Below are 15,576 nucleotides of genomic sequence, written 5' to 3' on the forward strand. Positions count from 1 at the left end.
CTATGGTCTTTGGATTCGACTACTCACTGGTTAACCTCTTGTCGCTGGTCGTCGGGCTGGCGTTCCTCGCGAACGGGTTTATTATCGTCAGAAGCGAACGCGAGTCGCTGGAGTTGTTCGTGATGTCGCTGCTGCTCGGCACGGGGCTCATCGTCGTTGCTATCGTCCCCAACGTGTTCGAGGTCGTGGCGCGGCTACTGGGCCTGGAGTGGAAAGCCCGCGCCATCCTCGTCATCTCGAACCTGACGCTGTTTGTGGCGGTGACGTACCTGCTCAACCGCATCGGGCACATGTACGACCGGCTGTCGCGGCTGAACGAGGAGTTGAGCCTTCTCCGGAGCGAACTTGAGGAACATCAGCTACAGACCGAGGACAAGCAGGATGAGTAACCGCGCGGTGCTGTCGATAGATTTCGAGCTGTTTACCCAGACACCGGCCTACCGGAGCGCGTCGGGGACGACCGACCGCGACGGCGTCGGCCTCGACGGCGGTCGATTTTTCAGGGACACGCTCGCAAAGTACGACGCGACGTCGACCGCGTTCGTGGTCTCCTCGGTTGCCGAGTCCCATCCCGACGCCGTGCGGGCGCTTGCTGACGCGGGTCTGGAAATCGCCTCGCATACGCACACCCATCAGTTGCTCTCGGATCTCGACAGCGACGGGCAACGAAGGGAGTTGTCCCAATCGAAGGACGTACTGGAGCGAGTCACCAACGAGCGGGTTTCAGGGTTCCGAGCACCCGCCTTCGACATCACCGACGACCACTTCGATCTGCTTTCCGACATCGGATACACGTACGACTCTAGCGTCGTCTCAAGCCGGTCGATTCCGGGGTGGTACGGCGGCGAGTACGACATTCACGAACCGGTCCAAGCGACGGCGGTCCGCCCGGACGCACCGGACAGCATTACCGAGTTCCCGGCAAGCGTCATGCCCGGCCTGCAGTTGCCCCTCACCGGGACCTGGCTCCGGTTTTTCGGCCCGCGATACACGATTCTGGGCATGAAACTGCTGGCCCGCCGGGGTATCACACCGATGCTGTACGTCCATCCCTGGGAACTGGTCGACCTGCCAGCTGTCGAAGGGGTGCCGACGCGGGTGTACGTCAGGACCGGCGACTGGATGCGCCGGGCCGTCGAGCGGATTCTCCAACAGGACTTCGAGTTCACGACCGTGCGGACAGCTCTGGTGGACGGTGAAGCGGCCGCGACGCAGCTACAGAGGGGCGAGACACCGTGACGAGTCGGGCTCGTGATCTGGGGATCACGGTCGCCCAGTACGGTATCGCCGTCGTTGCGCTTTCGTGGCTGCTCACGCAGTTCGACATCGCGAGCGCAATCGACCTGCTCGCCAGCGTCGAAACCGAAACGGCGCTCGCGGTCGTCGCCGTCAGCGTTCTCGGTATCTGTGGCCGGGCCTACTCGTGGCACGCGGTAATCACCCCGCTCGCACCGGTCCAGTTCCGGACCGCCGCCGGGACGACGCTCATTGTGAACTTCGTCAATCAGTTGCTCCCGTCGCGGCTCTCGGGACGGCTGGCTGCGCCGTTCGTCCTCCGGAGCCAGACCGGAATGGCTTACAGCGACGCTGCAGCCGCGTCGGCGCTTCACACCAGCATCTTTGCCCTATACTACGGCGTCGCGGCGACTGCTGGCCTCATCCTGGCGATTCCACTGCTCCGGGTCGAACTTATTCTGTTGCTGGCGCTTGCGACAAGCCTGTACTTCGCGGCCGGCCTCGCCATACTGTTCGGAGGCCTCAATCTCTCCTATCTGGACCGGCTCATCGGCTGGCTGTCCGGGGTCGCGGTCCGGGTTCCACGCTTCGGTGAGGGACTCGCGGCACGGCTCGACGGCCTGCTCGAGTTCACCGACAGTTCGACAACGACGTTTCGGTCGCTCGCGAGCGAGCCGGCAGTGTGGCTCCGCTACGCGGTCGGCTGGGCCGTCGACCTCGTGCTCGCACCCGGTGTCCGCGTCGGCCTGCTGCTGGGGAGTTTCGGCGTCGCGTTCGAACCGCTGGTCGCGTTGCCGCTGTATCTCTTGGTCGCGTACACCGTGACGCTCCTGCCGCTGACGCCCGGCGGCATCGGCATCACCGAGGCCACGGCGACGGCGGTGTTCGTCGCGCTGGGTATTCCAGCGGAGGTCATCATCCCCATCATCTTCGTCGACCGGTTCCTGAGTATCTACCTGCCGTCACTCGCAGGCTGGTATCCTTCTGTCCGGCTCGATGTCGCGTCACTGACGACGGAGTAGCCGGCCCCCAGGATACATCAAAGCGGACTCAGAACGGCGGATGACGGCTCGTATCGCACTCGCCATCGCGTTCCAGAATGAGGGTGTACTGATTTGCCGCGAGTTCCTGCTCGTCGGCGAACTGGTCCGTGTGCGGGACGACGCCGAGCCGGAGCAGGTCGGTGAACGAGCCGGGGGTCGGTCGCTGGGGCACGAAGTTCGGTGGCCGCTCCCCGAACTCGGCGACGATTCTGTAGTTGTACTCCTCGTTCAGGAGATTCCGGAGGTAGGTCGCCTGTGCGTCACCGTTGCGGTAGTAGGTATCCTCCTTGAGGTACAGCAGGTCCCGATACCCGACCTGAATGTATCGCGGGCACGCCATCGCTTCCTCTGCCTCCGAGTCTTGGCCGGCGACGTGTCTGGCGGTCAGCGAGTGCGGGACGGCAGTGTCCTGAATATGGACGCGATACGTCTCCACCACGTCGCCATCCTCGCTGTTCTTTTCGAGCCACGCTGTCGCTTCGTCCCGGGGCATCGACGCGAACTGGGCCGTCCCGATACCGGCGTAGACGGCCGTTGTTACCAACAGAACCGCCATCACCGGTCGTGCCAGAGACGACGAGCGTTCGCGGAGCTCCACCAGTCGCCCCCCGACGAGTAAGGCGATGAGCGGGAACGTCGGTATGAGGTGGTGCACCCGGAAGTCGTGCCACTGGGAGAACATCGCGATGTAGGCCGTCAGGCCGGTCAGAATGAGGACGGTCCCGTGAAATGCAGAACCGCGGTCACGAATGGTTGCAACAGTCGCCACGACGCTGGCGGCGGCCGCGGTAACCAGCGGCAGTCCCAGCGCGCTGAAATAGCCCCGCAGGAACCACCACCACATCGGGGCGTCGGGACCCGTTGGGTGGCTCATCCGCGAAGTCGAGCCGCCGAACACCCGCTCGATGAACGGCTCGGGCCCCGCCACGAGGGCGGTTGGAAATCCGAGTACAATCATGGCGAACCCGAACAGAGCGCCGCTCAGGAGGAGCTTCGGCCGGTAGAGCGTCTCCGTCAGCGGCGCGTCAGCGGCACGGGCACGCAGGACGAAGGCGACGCCGATGAGAAGGATAACCGGCGCGGCCGTCAGTTTGAATGCGATGGCGACACCACCGGCCGCGCTCGCCGCCAGAAACAGCGTTCCGTCGTCGGTCTGGACGTACCTGACCAGCAGGTACAGCGCGAGGAGGACGAACACCAGCGCCGGCATATCCTCGCCGGCCTCCTTCGAGATTGTGAGAAAGCCGAAAGTCAGCGAGAGCACGACGGCCGAGAGCCGGCCGGCGTTGCGCCCCTCGATTGCGACACCGAGGCGATAGGTGAGGTAGACAGCACAGAGCGCAGCGACGACGTTTGTCAGGCGGATGGAGACGAGACTCCAGGTCCATATCCACTCGGGCGTGGCGGCCCAGACCTCGTAGTGGCCGAACTCCCAGCTGGGGAAGGCAATCGTGGTGAACGCGTCTAGATCCCCGGTGAGAGCCGCGACGAGCACGACGGGGAGGATGGCCAGCGCATAGAGATATAGCGTCGCGCCGAAGGGGGCCCGGCCCCACTCGATACCGGCTTTGAGCCCCTCGAAGCTCGGTTCTTCGAGAACCGATCCGTAGACGACCATGGCGTCGAGCAACCGACTGTACTCGTCACGAGTCGCAAAGTTCGGAATGCGATGCCAGAACCAGAACCCGACGATAACAGTCGACAGCAGGAGCACGTAGCGGAGATAGGGGTCGTCCCGGAAGTCCGACCGTACCTGTTCGACAGCACGTCGGGACAGTGACCGCCAGCCACTCATCGTGTCACCGCTCCGGGGTGTGAGTTGAAAAGACTGCCCTTCTCAGAAGTAATCGGCATCGAACTCCCGGCGGAGGATGTAGTGGTTCGCGTACCCGCGGACATACTTCGCAAATAGCGAGACATATCCCTCGTCTGCCTCTCTGCGGGCCGACGTAGCGACACAGGAGTCAGCGTCGTAGACGATTCGGCCGTAGTCTTTCATCCGCAGTGAGAGTTCCGTGTCCTCCATAAACGGGATGTCCTCGTTGAAGCCGCCCGCGGCTTTGAAGGCGTCGGCCCGGAAGCTACAGTTGAAGCCCGGTTGCTGGACGAAGCCCAGCGGCCAAGACACCCGATACCAGTAGTCCGACAGCAGCTTGAACAACACGCGGTGTTTGAGACTGTCTTCGAGCGGCCGTGCGGGCCCACCAACGCCGATCACCTCGTCGTCAGCGTAGTGCCTGAGATGCAGGCGAACCCAGTCCTCGGGGACCACTGTGTCGGCATCGGTGAACAGCAGAATCGGGGCTGTTGCGGCCGCGGCTCCGCGGTTTCTGGCGATTCCCGCCCCGCCCTCGTCGCACCGGACAACGGTGTCGACGAAAGGGGTGTCGCGGGCCACCTGCTCCGTGCCGTCGTCGCCGCCGACTACGACGACCAGTTCGACGGGCTGTGACTCGAAGGGAGCCAGACAGCGGGCCAGCGACTCCGCCTCGTTGTAGGCCGGGACGATAACTGCGGCGTCCATCTGACCCGCCGCTACACCGTACAGACAGAAATACTATCCGATGGTCAGGAGAGCGCGGGTCTCAGGCAGCGGTGAACTTGCCTTCGAGTCACCGATCCGGGTAGTCACCGGAGAAACGGCAGACGACAGCCCATTTCAGTTCCGCTCTGGCTGGCCGCTCCCGTCGGTCACCGGTGCGGTGTCGCCGGTCGCCGCTGTCGCGTGGCCGGTCCCGCCGGAGACAGCGAACTCGAAGCTACTGAGCAGTTCCGAGAGGTTCTCGGCCTGATCCGAGAGATGGACCACGTCGTCTGTCACACCTTCGATGGCCGCAGTCTGTTCTTCGGCCGCCGCGGCTGCGGTCTGGGCCCCCGCGCTCGTCTGCTCGGTCATCGAGTCGAACTCCTCGACCATCGCAACCACTTCCTCCGCGGAGGCGGCCTGTTCGTCGGTCGCATCGTCGACGGACTGGATGCCGGTGTTGACCTCCTCAACGTGCTGGAGGATATCTTCGAGAACGCTGATAGTCTCATCGACCGTTTCCAGACCGTTGTCGACGCGTTCATCCATCTCGTGAATCCCGTCGACGGTCTCGTTCGTCGACTCCTGAATCATTTCGATACGGTCCGCGATGCGCTGGGTCGCTTCCCCGGTCTCCTGTGCGAGGCCCTTGATTTCGTCGGCGACGACAGCGAAGCCCTCGCCGGCCTCGCCGGCGCGAGCGGCCTCGATAGAGGCGTTGAGCGCCAGCATGTTCGTCTGCTCGGCGATGTCTTCGATGACGCTGACGATCTCACCGACCTGCTCCATCTCGTTGTTAAGCGATTCGACACTGTCGATGGTCGAATCGGCCTGTCGCTCGATGGCCTCCATCTCCGATTTCGCCTCGGTGACGTGCTCGCTGCCAACAGAACCGAGTTCGGACGCCTGTGCGGATTTCTGTGCTACTTCGTCGGTCGAGGACGCTATCTCTTCAATGGTCGCAGACAGATCGGTCATCTCGTCGGTGACCTTCGTGACGGTATCGTGTTGCTTGTCGGTGTTCGAGGCGATTTCCTCGACGTTCTCGCTGACCTCCCTGCTCGCACTCCGCACCTCCTCGGCACTAGCGCCGAGTTCGTCCGTCGAGTCGTCGACCTGTCCGGCGAACTGCGTGACGGTCGTCAGCGTCTCCGAGAGCGTCTCCATCATGTCGTTGAACGCCGTCGCGATCTCAGTCATGGCCTCTGTTCGGCTTTCGGGATCCATCCGCTGCGTGAAGTCACCCTCAGCGGCCGCATGCATCGTTGTACTGAACGACTCGGCTTTCGCTCGCAGATGACCGTTTAGTTTCTCTGACGCCTGTTTCGCCTGCTCAGCTTCCTGCCGGGCCTCATCAGCTTCCCGTTTGGCCGCCTCCGCCTGCTGGCGTTGCTCCTCAGCGGTCTCACGCTGTTCCTCCGCCTCCGCGCGCCGACTCGCGGCCGTTTTGGTAGCCGTCTTGAGGTCCTCGACAGTTGCGATGGTTCCTGTCGAGGCAATCGCGGTTACGCCAATGAGCACTGCCAAGAGGGACGTACCCAGCGCATCCATGATCGCTCCCGCGATGCCGATCCATTCGAGGAACACAACACCGGTCCAGAGAAACCCGAGTGCTGCGGCGAACGAGAAGTTCGCCCAGAACCCCGAATCGAGCTCGGTTTCGCGGTACGTTTTCACGCCGAGAACGACCGTGGCGGCGTAGGCGGTAACCGCGATGAAGTCCGCGAGGATGATGGGCGCACTCACGGTTCTGTCCTCCCGCCATCGGCGGCGACATCTGGGCCGTCCTCAAGACCGATTTCCGGGCCGTCACCACCGGCATCGTCCGCCAGTACTTGCTTCCGGCGCACGTACGCCGCAAACAGGAACACGAGCCCCGACCCCATCAAGCCGAGGTAGTGCTCAGCGTAGTTGAGTACTGTTCCCAGAAACAGGTTCTCGACGTTAGTCACGACCGTTGCCAGAATCAGCAGTACGTAACCGACTACGAACAACCGGGAACTTCGCCGGTAGTACAGCAGTACCGGGATGAGTCCGATAAGCGCAACGATAGGGAGTACGGCTTTGTGTGGGTCGAGTGCAGCCAGTCCTGTTTGCATGAAACAGTATCAGCTTGAGATTGTGTTATACGTTACCACCCAATTACAACGATTGAAAACGACATAACCGTTTTTCCAACAGCAGATCGGGACCGGTATCCAGTTACTTGCGACGAGCGAGAGCGACGCCGGTGACAGCGGCGACAAGTGCAATGCCGGCAAGCGTCCCGAACAGTGCTGTCGCGTTCGCAAAGGCCAGAATCGACCCGGCGAGACCACCGCCAAGTGCGCCGACCCCGAACACGCCAAGATACGTGAAGCCATATGAGAGTCCGCGCGTTCCGGCGGGCGTGTACTCCGCGACGGCGGCCTGATACATCGGCTGAACGACGAACAGTGCGATGCCCAGAAGTGCACCCAGCACTGCCAGCGGCCCGAAGCCCATCGCCGACACCGGAACGAACAGCACCGCAAGGACGGCAAGCACCAGGAACGAGCCGGCGATACCGTATTCGACGGGAATCCGGTCGCTCAGTTTGCCGCCAGCGTACTGGCCGAGGACGCCGATGAGCAACAGGCCGGCATAAAAGTAGTCCTGTGGCTTGAGCGTCTGGCCCGTCCCGACCTCGATACCGAGCGCCGACAGGACGCCGGGAGGCAACAGCGTCTCTATCGGGATGGGCTCGAAGCCCGGCAGGCCTCGAAGGAGTTCCGGAAGGAACGTGAGGACGCCGCGGTAGTACAGCCCCGAGCACATGACGACGACGAACACCAGCAAGAAGCTCCCGGTCAACAGGTGCTTGCTCTCCGTGAGAAATTCCCCGAGCGAGTCGATACCGCTGCTGGCTTTCGACCCGCCGTCAGTCGCGGCCGTCACCGCCGCCGTCTCGTCGAAACTCGCCTGTGAGGCATAGACAGCGGCGAGCAACGCCGGAACGCCAAGGACGAGCGCGACGGTCCGCCACTCGGCGACCAGCAGGAGAACTGCGGCGACGAGCGGGCCGAGGCCGATTCCGAGGTTGCCGGCGACGCCGTGATAGGCCAGTCCGGTCCCACGTTGTTCGACACCTTTGCTGATGAGCGAGAGCCCGGCTGGGTGGTAGACGCTGGCCGAGAGGCCCCAGAGGACAAGCGCCAGCGCGATGACGACCATACTCGGGGCAAGGCCAAGCAGGATGTACGAGCCGCCCATGCCGAGCAGACAGCCCGTGATGAGGCGACGGGAGCCGATACGGTCAACGACGATACCGCCCGGGAGCGCACCAGCCCCGAACAGGCCGTAGCCCAGCGTCACGATGACGCCGACGGTAGCCGTCGTCACGTTGAACTGGGCGATACCAAGATTGATGAGGTCGAATTCGGTGAGCCAGATGACGACAAAGATCGGGACTGCCATCTCGTAGGTGTGGACGAGTCCGTGTGCGAGCATGACCAGTGCGGTGATCGCTCGGTCGTTCGCGTTCACAGTGTGATTCGTGTCGGCCGCCGGCAAGTGTGTGACGGTTTCGCGCATTCACGCGTGCGCCTTTTTGACCCCTCGCAAAAGCAGGGGTGGGTTTTTATGTCCGAACAGTATAGGCGGCAAGTGTGAGCAAGATCAAGGTGTCACTCCCGGACCAGGTGGACTCGGACATCCAGCGACTCGTCGAACAGGGCGAGTTCCTCAACCGCGACCAAGCCGTGGAAGACCTCCTAAAGCGAGGGATTTCGGCCTACAATACCACGACCGAAGAGACCGAGACGCTTGATGAAGAGATTTTCGACCAGACGGCCTCCGAACAGCAGGACCCGGCAATGCAGGACGATTTCCTCTAATCGCGGTTCTGTGAGAGTCGGCTGTCGTCCTCGGCTGCCCGTTGTCCGGAGCCGTTGTCTTCCTGCCGCTGTTGTTTCATTTTTGCGCCGGGTTTCGGACCTCTGTCGACTGACTCGTACGGCGTTTCCGCGATACTCTCCGGGATGATGTACCACGCGAGACCACCGCCAACGACGGTTCCGCCAACAAACATTCCAGCAACAATCAGCAGTTCCGCACCGCCGTACAACGTCACAAGCCCCATCGAGACGCCGATGAGAAGCGCGAATCCGACTTGCGTGTATCTGAGAAATCGTTTCCGGTCGGCGTCCGTCATCGAGGGACCGACCATTAGCGACCCCCGGTACAGACTGGGAGTGTTCGGTTGACCATCAGTAGAAGCCCCGCTCTACGTCTTCTTCGATAACGTCCTCGAACTCCGCGTCGAGTAGTTCCTCCGCTTCTTCGAACGTCTCAGTGAGTTCACTCATCTGGTCTGGTCGGTCGTGGTGATCGAACTCCATCGGCCCGTAGGCCGGGGAGTCCATCGCGTCCATCATGTCCTCCAGCAGCGCTTGCGGTGACGTCGGTGCGTCCGCATGCGTTTCGAGGACCGTTTCGAGGTTCTTCGCCTTCTCTTTGGCGTCGTCCTCGTCTTCCGGCCCCTGCTGGACACCGAAAATGCCGGACCCGTCGTCTGGAAACAGCGGGTCGATGTCATCGTCGATACGGCGTGCCACTTGCGACCCGACGCCCTGTACCTCGAAGGGGTTCTTTGCGTAGGTTTTGAGTTGATAGACACCGGCGTCAGGGTGACCGAAGTAGATGTCCTCGCCGATTCCGTTCGCGCGGTCGCCCCCGACGGCACGCCAGTCCCCCGGATTGGCATTGCTCTCCATCACGTCTTCGAGAATGTCCTGCCAGTCACGAACGCGCATTGTCAGTTTCCTGTTCGGACTGGGTCAGAATGAACCCATCGGTCCCGACTGCTGCCAGGGGCGAAGAAATGTCGGATATACTGGCTTGGCTGCCCTGACGACTGTGGCCACTGTCGAGAACCATACCGGGGATTGATTATCTTTCACGTTAGTTTCCATGATAACAGCTCGGGGTGTCGCAGTACGGGCGTACGTTACGAGGGGCGACAAGTGGGTACAGCATCCGATACTGACCATGGCGGCGTTGACTGGCGGCAGCTACTACTGGTAAGTCTTTGCCTCGTTGGGCTAATCGTCGCTGCGTTTCTGGCCCCACCACCGGTCACCGAGAGCGGGGTCGACAGCAGTGGGGGCAGTGACGGGAGCCCCGGGTCTGAACCACTGACGCAGACGCCAGCCGATACACGAGAACAGCGTCGCGACGGTGGCGGGAGCAGCAACGTCACAGGCGACACAGAGCCGATTCCGATTCCCGGCGAGACTGCCCCGCCCACTGAAGACGGCTGTGGTGTCCTCATTGAATCGACGCCAAAAGCCGGGCATCCCCTCACAGTCCTGGTGTATCAGGATCTGGAACCAGCGGGCGCGACCCGTGTCTGGTTCAATGACCGGTATGTCGGTTGGACTGACCAGAGCGGGCAGGTGACCGGACAGGTGCCCTACCAGCGCGAACTGAACGTAACGGTCGAATCGCCGGGCCCAGAGCCATGTCAGTTCTACCGTCGACCGGACGAGGAAGCAGGCGCTGAAACGGCTGACCGCCTCGCGAAAGGTGATATGTGGCCATCTGGCGCGGGTGATTCGACAGCCACACGCCAGCAGACAGCGGCCGACAACGACACCGGTCAGTACCGTGTCGCCGGGAGCGTCAACGTGACACTGCTTGGCGAACCGTATCCCGGGTCGACTGTCCCGCTTGTTGCAACGGTCGACGGCGTCCCGGTACGAAACGCGACTGTGAGCCACGACGGCGATATCGTCGGCCGAACTGACACCACCGGCCAGTCTCAACTAACAGTCCCAGATACCGATACTACTGCGGTAACCGTGTCCCGCGGCGAGTTCGAGGGCACCGCACGCGTTGACGTGCTGAACTTACACGTTCGCGTCATGCCAGCGAAGACCCTCCCAGTCCCGGGTGATAGCGCCGCAGTCAACGCCACGAGAAACGGAGAGGCAGTTAAGAATGCGACTGTGACGCTCGGCGACCAGCGCCGGGGGACGACTGGCGCTGACGGCACCGTTGCTGTCTCACTCCCGGCAAATCCCTCGCTTACCGTTACAGCGGCAACAGACAGACAGACAGCGAGAACAACGCTCTGGGACGCGTACATCGGGACCGTCGTAGTGAGTTCAGTGCTGCTGGTGACAACTGTGGTGACTATCGCTATCGCCGCACTGCTGTACACCCCCAGGGTCGCACGCGGCATCGGTGTTCTCTGGGCGCTCTTCGATTCGCTGTTTTTCATCGGCGTGCTCTGGGAACGCGACGGACTGGCCATCGCGCTCACAGTCGTGAGCGTCGCCGCGCTGTATCACTATCGGGCGGATGCGCTCTCCGGCGGGCAGGCGGTCGCGTATGCAGTCAAGAACAGCGGTAAAATGCTTGCTGGCTACGTCGCCCGGGTCGTTCAGTTGAGTCGGCGAACAGCACTCTGGCTGGTTGGCCGTATCGAAGCCATGCTGAGCATTGGCCGACGACTGGCTATCCGTCTGGCCGCATGGCTCGCGTCGCTGCCGCTAACGGTGACAGGACTGTCCCGCCGCTTCCAACAGTGGCTCCGGTCGGCCGGGTATCGAGCCATTACTGTGGCCAGGGCTGAAACCACACCACGCCGGATTGTAACGCTCGGATTCTCGTGTGTCGTCGTGATACTGAGCTATGTTCGCTGGGGCACGACCGGTGCCGCCGTGGCTGTGGCTGGAGTGGGGCTGGGTGCGGTCAGTGTCTACACCTCTGGCCTGACCGACGATACGGACCGCCCAACTGCGGCATCTAGCTCCGGACCGAGCGAGTCGGTTACTGACTCGTCGGACGGCGACGAGTCTGCTCTTCCGTCGCTCCGGGACATCTGGCGTGCGTTCGCCAGGCACGTCGTCCCCGGACACTGGCGGACGCGGACGCCCGGCGAGGTGTCCCGGGCCGCAATCGACAGCGGCCTCCCGAGGGCACCCGTCGAAGCACTGACAGAGGCGTTCCGAGACGTCGAATACGGCGGCCAGTCGAGTGACAGTCGCCGTGAACAGGCCCGTAACGCGTACGATGCGCTGGTGAGCGCGAGCGACGAGCAGGAGGACACAGAATGAATCGTCGTCACGTCGGGCTGGGAATCGCCGTGTTGTGTGGCCTGCTACTTGTGGCTGCCGGCGCGGTTATCGGGCTGATAGGGACGCCAGAACCGGCGGCGTCCGGACCGGGTGCGGCGGGTGTCCTCGTCCTCCTCGTCTGCGTGCTCGTAGCCTTCTGGAAGCTTTTGCGGACGCCCGACGACCCCGCGATATCACCGTCACCGTGGGCTGCTGACGACGGGTTCACCAGAGAATATCTGGAGACGACGCCGACAGATGACGCTGTCTCCGGAACCGACCTCGCAGAACGCGTGGAGGCGGCGGTTGCGCAGGCCCGCGACGACGGGTCAGTCGACGGGAGCGTCGGTCCTGTTCGGGAACCACTTCGGGCGACGCTCACGGAGGCACTGGTCCAGGGCGGCCACGACCCCGACTCGGTGAAAGCACAGTTAGCCGCGGGGAGCTGGACGGACGACCCGGTTGCCGCCGCGGTACTGGACGAATCCGTCGCGCCGCCGGACCGGCCGTTTCGCGCTCGCCTCCGGGCCTGGCTGTTTCCAGAAAAGGCCGTCCGAAAGCGGTGCGCGCGGGCAATGGCGGCAGTCAGCGTTGCGGCCGACGACGCGTTGCCGACGGTTGTCGGCCAGCGAGCGCCGCGTCCGGTGCCAGTCGTCGCCCCAGCAGTCGCCGACCTGCAGCGGGCGGCTGACGGGAGCCTCCAGCGGGCCATCGACGGGTCGATTCCCAAGCGAGAAGACATCGAGGCCAGCGAAAACGGCACATCTGAAGATGCCCGCGTCGACAGGGACGGAACTGCCGCGGACGGCGCGACCAGCAGTGAATCGGAAACTGACGGGACGACGCTGGTCAACGATGACGGAACGGATGCCACAGCCACCAACGGGGCCGACTGGGGCGATGTAACGGAGGGGAGAGACTGATGGGGCGACGGGCCACGCGGTGGCGCGGCGCAATCGTTGCCGCGCTGGCACTCGCCGGAGCGGGCATCTGGGAGGGAAACGGGACACTGCTGCTGGCCGCGACGCTCCCGCTCTCGTATCTGGCCTACGGAGTCCTGTCGACCGCTGCTGTCCCGGCAGCACTCGTCGTGTCGCGGGCGGTCGACCCGACGCCAGCGCCCCCGGGGCACCCGGTGACAGTCCAGTTGACGGTGACAAACAGCGGCCAGCAGACACTGTCGGACGTCCGGGTCGTCGACGGCGTTCCGACTGACCTCGCAGTGCTGGATGGGTCGCCACGCGGTGGCGAGACGCTTGCTGCCGGCGAATCAGTCACGATAGAGTACACGCTCATCGCCCGCCGGGGCGAACACGACTTCGACGAGCCACGGCTTCGCGTCCGGGGAACAGGTGCCGGTGAAGTCGCGACTGCGACGCGACACCCCGGAGGCGATGACAGGCTGGTGTGTCAGTTGGACGCGCAGGCGCCGCCGCTGTCCGACCGGGGGACCGACCGCGTGGGCCAACTCACAACCGACGCCCCCGGCGATGGCTTCACCTTCCACTCGACGCGGGAGTATCAGCGCGGGGACCCGGCCGGCCGCATCGACTGGCGCGGCTACGCGAAGCGCGGAGAGCTGTCGACGGTCAACTACGAGCAGTGGGTATCGACGACGGTCGTGTTCGTCGTCGATGCCCGTTCGCCAGCCCGGGTGACTGCCGGTCCCGGTCGCCCAACAGCGGTCGAACTCGGCGCGTACGCGACCACGCAGGCACTGACATCGCTGCTGGATGCCGGCCACGAGGTCGGGCTGGCAATCGTCGGCATCGACGGCGACGGGCCAGCGGGACTGACGTGGCTCCAGCCAGGCGACGGACCCAATCAGCGGTCGCTAGCTGTCGAACAGCTACGGGCCGCTGCCGATGCTGCCGAGAGCGACCCGGCTGGTGGGCCAGCAGACGAGGCCGACACACAGCGACAGTTCCGGAAGGTGATGGAGATGGCCGGACCCCGCTGCCAGCTGGTGCTCGTATCGCCGCTGCTCGACGACGCGCCAGTCACTGCGATGGCGTCGTGGGCGGCGTTCGATTGCCAGCGAACCGTGCTCTCGACGGACGTAACCGCGGCGAGCACCGTCAGTGGACAGTACGAGCACGTCCGCCGTCGGACCCGTCTGGCGCGGTGTCAGGCGTCCGGGGCCCGGACGATAGACTGGCGACGTGGGACACCGCTGCCGCTCATCCTCGATTACGCCTTCGCCGTCGCAGCGCGCCAGCCAAGTGGCAGCGCCCAGCTAGGAGGCGGAGCGTAAATGATTGGCGGGCCGCGACTCGACACACCATCGGCCGTCGGCGAGGAGGGGCGGCCGCGGGCGACCAGTCTGACTATCGCCGCGCTCATCATCGCCGCGTTCGCCCTGACGACAGGCGTTCTCTCTGGCGACCCGAAACTGTTCAGCGGTATCGCACTCCTCGCCGGCATTGCCGTGGCGGGGCTGACCCTGCTGGACCGAGACGGGCTGGGACCGACGGTCATTGGCCACCTCTGTTTCCTGCCGGCAGCGACTGGCCTCATTGCCTCGGTCGGGCAGGTGGCAGTCGCCCCGCTTCTCGCGCTCGGTGTCGCCGTCGCAATGGTTGGCGTCGCGGCTGCCTGGACCAACGTGCTCGACAGAGAGACAGTGTCAGCGGCGACAGTGAGCAGCGTCGTTTCGTATCTGTTCACAGTGGCGGGCCTCGTCGTGGGCACTGTCGTCCTCGCGCTCGCGTGGTTTAGCTGGGAGCTGGTGAGCGCTGTCGCCGGTGGAACATCGCCGATGGCCGCCACGGTCTGTCTCGGTGTCCTCGGTGTCGCCGCATCGGGCTGCCTGTATTTTGCCGTGGCACAGCTTCCACTCGTGCAGTTGACAGCGCGGAGCCGCCGCGACGCGATAGCTACCAGACTGAAACGGGGGACTCGGGCGCTCAAACTGGTCGCAATCGGTTCAGCGGCGTTCACTGTAGTCGTGCCGTTGGCACTGCTGTTGACGCCGTTTGGTCAGCTTGTCGCGTCCCCACCGTTCAGTCTCGGTATCCGAGTGCTGTCGTCGTGGGTCGTTCTTGCGCCGCTTCTGGCAGTCACAGTCGGCGCGCTGGTTGCTGGTAGCGGTGCGATTGTCATCCGAAAGTTCACGACTGAGTTCAACGCCGCCTCGGTGCGGACTGTCGGAGCCGCCATCGCGGCAGTTGGCTATCTGGTGTTGCTAGCCCTGTTCCTCCTGCGGACTGGCATCTTCGAGTTCGGCTCGTTCATAACTGTGTTCTTCGGCGCACTCCTCCTCCCGTTGCTCGTGTATCTGGTGCTCGTGCTCGTCAACGGGGCACTCACATTTGGCCTGTTGCCAGCGCGTGCCGGCCCCGCAGCACTGACCGCTTCAGGACTTATCTGTGCGAGCATCGGTGCGGCACAGGCCGACCTTCCCACGCTACTGGTGTTTGCTGGTGTCGTCAGCGGCCTCGTCGCCTGGGACGTTGGTACATTCGGCCTCGGACTGACAGCAGAGCTGGGTCATCGTCCGGAAACACGACGGCTGGAGCTGTATCACAGCGTGTTCGCCGTCGGCGTCGGGCTGCTCGGTATCGCCGCCGTCGGCATCGTCGATGCAGCGCGCCGTGCCGTCGGTTCCGCAATCGGGTCGCCGGAGACAATGGCACTCGCCGCAATCGGTGTGTTACTGCTGCTTGCCCCGCTTCGTGGCTAAGGGACTGGTTCA

At 63.7% G+C, this 15,576-nt stretch carries 15 protein-coding genes; 8 read left to right on the forward strand and 7 right to left on the reverse strand.

From position 1 onward, the window contains the following. The first annotated feature begins 2 nt into the window (after positions 1–2). Genes RR_RS08160 through RR_RS08170 form a run of 3 tightly spaced genes read left to right on the forward strand, consistent with a single transcriptional unit; the run spans position 3 to position 2,258 of the window. Positions 3–389, forward strand: a complete 387-nt coding sequence (locus RR_RS08160; RefSeq protein ID WP_004961262.1) for a DUF2304 domain-containing protein — start codon at positions 3–5, stop codon at positions 387–389. Then, positions 382–1,239 (forward strand): polysaccharide deacetylase family protein, encoded by an 858-nt coding sequence (locus tag RR_RS08165; protein ID WP_011223324.1) that lies wholly within the window; start codon positions 382–384, stop codon positions 1,237–1,239. The genes RR_RS08160 and RR_RS08165 overlap by 8 nt, the downstream gene beginning before the upstream one ends. Beyond that, on the forward strand, positions 1,236–2,258 hold the full coding sequence (locus RR_RS08170; RefSeq protein WP_049938839.1) for a lysylphosphatidylglycerol synthase transmembrane domain-containing protein: 1,023 nt from the start codon (positions 1,236–1,238) through the stop codon (positions 2,256–2,258). The genes RR_RS08165 and RR_RS08170 overlap by 4 nt, the downstream gene beginning before the upstream one ends. A gap of 28 nt (positions 2,259–2,286) precedes the next feature. On the opposite strand, the gene RR_RS08175 is transcribed toward RR_RS08170, so the two are convergent. From RR_RS08175 to RR_RS08195, 5 genes are all read right to left on the reverse strand, one after another. Then, positions 2,287–4,074 (reverse strand): ArnT family glycosyltransferase, encoded by a 1,788-nt coding sequence (locus RR_RS08175; protein ID WP_011223326.1) that lies wholly within the window; start codon positions 4,072–4,074, stop codon positions 2,287–2,289. Between the two features lie 42 nt (positions 4,075–4,116). Then, the gene (locus RR_RS08180) at positions 4,117–4,803 is read right to left on the reverse strand and encodes a glycosyltransferase (RefSeq protein WP_011223327.1); all 687 of its coding nucleotides are present in this window, start codon (positions 4,801–4,803) and stop codon (positions 4,117–4,119) included. A 135-nt stretch (positions 4,804–4,938) separates the two neighbouring features. Next, a complete protein-coding gene (locus RR_RS08185; RefSeq protein ID WP_049938840.1) occupies positions 4,939–6,549 on the reverse strand; it encodes a methyl-accepting chemotaxis protein in 1,611 nt (536 codons plus the stop codon). After that, positions 6,546–6,902, reverse strand: coding sequence for a hypothetical protein (locus RR_RS08190; protein ID WP_011223329.1), 357 nt, complete (start codon positions 6,900–6,902; stop codon positions 6,546–6,548). The genes RR_RS08185 and RR_RS08190 overlap by 4 nt, the downstream gene beginning before the upstream one ends. 103 nt (positions 6,903–7,005) lie before the next feature. Then, positions 7,006–8,355 carry an MFS transporter gene (locus tag RR_RS08195; protein WP_011223330.1) on the reverse strand — a complete coding sequence of 450 codons (1,350 nt, stop codon included), beginning with the start codon at positions 8,353–8,355 and terminating at the stop codon, positions 7,006–7,008. A 74-nt stretch (positions 8,356–8,429) separates the two neighbouring features. On the opposite strand from RR_RS08195, the gene RR_RS08200 reads away from it, so the two are divergent. Beyond that, positions 8,430–8,657 carry a ribbon-helix-helix domain-containing protein gene (locus RR_RS08200; RefSeq protein WP_004518043.1) on the forward strand — a complete coding sequence of 76 codons (228 nt, stop codon included), beginning with the start codon at positions 8,430–8,432 and terminating at the stop codon, positions 8,655–8,657. Here RR_RS08200 and RR_RS08205 read toward each other — a convergent pair. Both RR_RS08205 and RR_RS08210 read right to left on the reverse strand, forming a co-directional pair. Next, entirely contained in the window at positions 8,654–8,989 is a 336-nt protein-coding gene (locus tag RR_RS08205) for a hypothetical protein (RefSeq protein WP_004961249.1), read from the reverse strand. The two genes, RR_RS08200 and RR_RS08205, sit on opposite strands and share 4 nt — an antisense overlap. Before the next feature lie 40 nt (positions 8,990–9,029). Further along, positions 9,030–9,575 carry a hypothetical protein gene (locus RR_RS08210; protein ID WP_011223331.1) on the reverse strand — a complete coding sequence of 182 codons (546 nt, stop codon included), beginning with the start codon at positions 9,573–9,575 and terminating at the stop codon, positions 9,030–9,032. Between the two features lie 210 nt (positions 9,576–9,785). On the opposite strand from RR_RS08210, the gene RR_RS08215 reads away from it, so the two are divergent. Genes RR_RS08215 through RR_RS08230 form a run of 4 tightly spaced genes read left to right on the forward strand, consistent with a single transcriptional unit; the run spans position 9,786 to position 15,564 of the window. Then, positions 9,786–11,882, forward strand: a complete 2,097-nt coding sequence (locus RR_RS08215) for a DUF4129 domain-containing protein (protein ID WP_049938841.1) — start codon at positions 9,786–9,788, stop codon at positions 11,880–11,882. Continuing rightward, positions 11,879–12,805, forward strand: coding sequence for a DUF7269 family protein (locus tag RR_RS08220; protein ID WP_011223333.1), 927 nt, complete (start codon positions 11,879–11,881; stop codon positions 12,803–12,805). The genes RR_RS08215 and RR_RS08220 overlap by 4 nt, the downstream gene beginning before the upstream one ends. Next, positions 12,805–14,136 (forward strand): DUF58 domain-containing protein, encoded by a 1,332-nt coding sequence (locus RR_RS08225; protein ID WP_011223334.1) that lies wholly within the window; start codon positions 12,805–12,807, stop codon positions 14,134–14,136. The genes RR_RS08220 and RR_RS08225 overlap by 1 nt, the downstream gene beginning before the upstream one ends. Next, complete coding sequence (locus tag RR_RS08230) at positions 14,137–15,564, forward strand: DUF7519 family protein (RefSeq protein WP_011223335.1); 1,428 nt, start codon at positions 14,137–14,139, stop codon at positions 15,562–15,564. Positions 15,565–15,576 lie beyond the last annotated feature (12 nt).

Origin of the sequence: Haloarcula marismortui ATCC 43049 (assembly GCF_000011085.1) — an archaeon.
GTDB classification, from domain to species: Archaea; Halobacteriota; Halobacteria; order Halobacteriales; family Haloarculaceae; genus Haloarcula; species Haloarcula marismortui.

What these genes read in the sequence shown, in the direction of transcription:
- RR_RS08180 (WP_011223327.1), bottom strand. Translation starts at nt 4,803, where the DNA reads ATGGACGCCGCAGTTATCGTCCCGGCCTACAACGAGGCGGAGTCGCTG.
- RR_RS08205 (WP_004961249.1), bottom strand. Translation starts at nt 8,989, where the DNA reads ATGGTCGGTCCCTCGATGACGGACGCCGACCGGAAACGATTTCTCAGA.
- RR_RS08160 (WP_004961262.1), top strand. Translation starts at nt 3, where the DNA reads ATGGTCTTTGGATTCGACTACTCACTGGTTAACCTCTTGTCGCTGGTC.
- RR_RS08190 (WP_011223329.1), bottom strand. Translation starts at nt 6,902, where the DNA reads ATGCAAACAGGACTGGCTGCACTCGACCCACACAAAGCCGTACTCCCT.
- RR_RS08175 (WP_011223326.1), bottom strand. Translation starts at nt 4,074, where the DNA reads ATGAGTGGCTGGCGGTCACTGTCCCGACGTGCTGTCGAACAGGTACGG.
- RR_RS08195 (WP_011223330.1), bottom strand. Translation starts at nt 8,355, where the DNA reads ATGCGCGAAACCGTCACACACTTGCCGGCGGCCGACACGAATCACACT.
- RR_RS08225 (WP_011223334.1), top strand. Translation starts at nt 12,805, where the DNA reads ATGGGGCGACGGGCCACGCGGTGGCGCGGCGCAATCGTTGCCGCGCTG.
- RR_RS08220 (WP_011223333.1), top strand. Translation starts at nt 11,879, where the DNA reads ATGAATCGTCGTCACGTCGGGCTGGGAATCGCCGTGTTGTGTGGCCTG.
- RR_RS08165 (WP_011223324.1), top strand. Translation starts at nt 382, where the DNA reads ATGAGTAACCGCGCGGTGCTGTCGATAGATTTCGAGCTGTTTACCCAG.
- RR_RS08210 (WP_011223331.1), bottom strand. Translation starts at nt 9,575, where the DNA reads ATGCGCGTTCGTGACTGGCAGGACATTCTCGAAGACGTGATGGAGAGC.
- RR_RS08230 (WP_011223335.1), top strand. Translation starts at nt 14,137, where the DNA reads ATGATTGGCGGGCCGCGACTCGACACACCATCGGCCGTCGGCGAGGAG.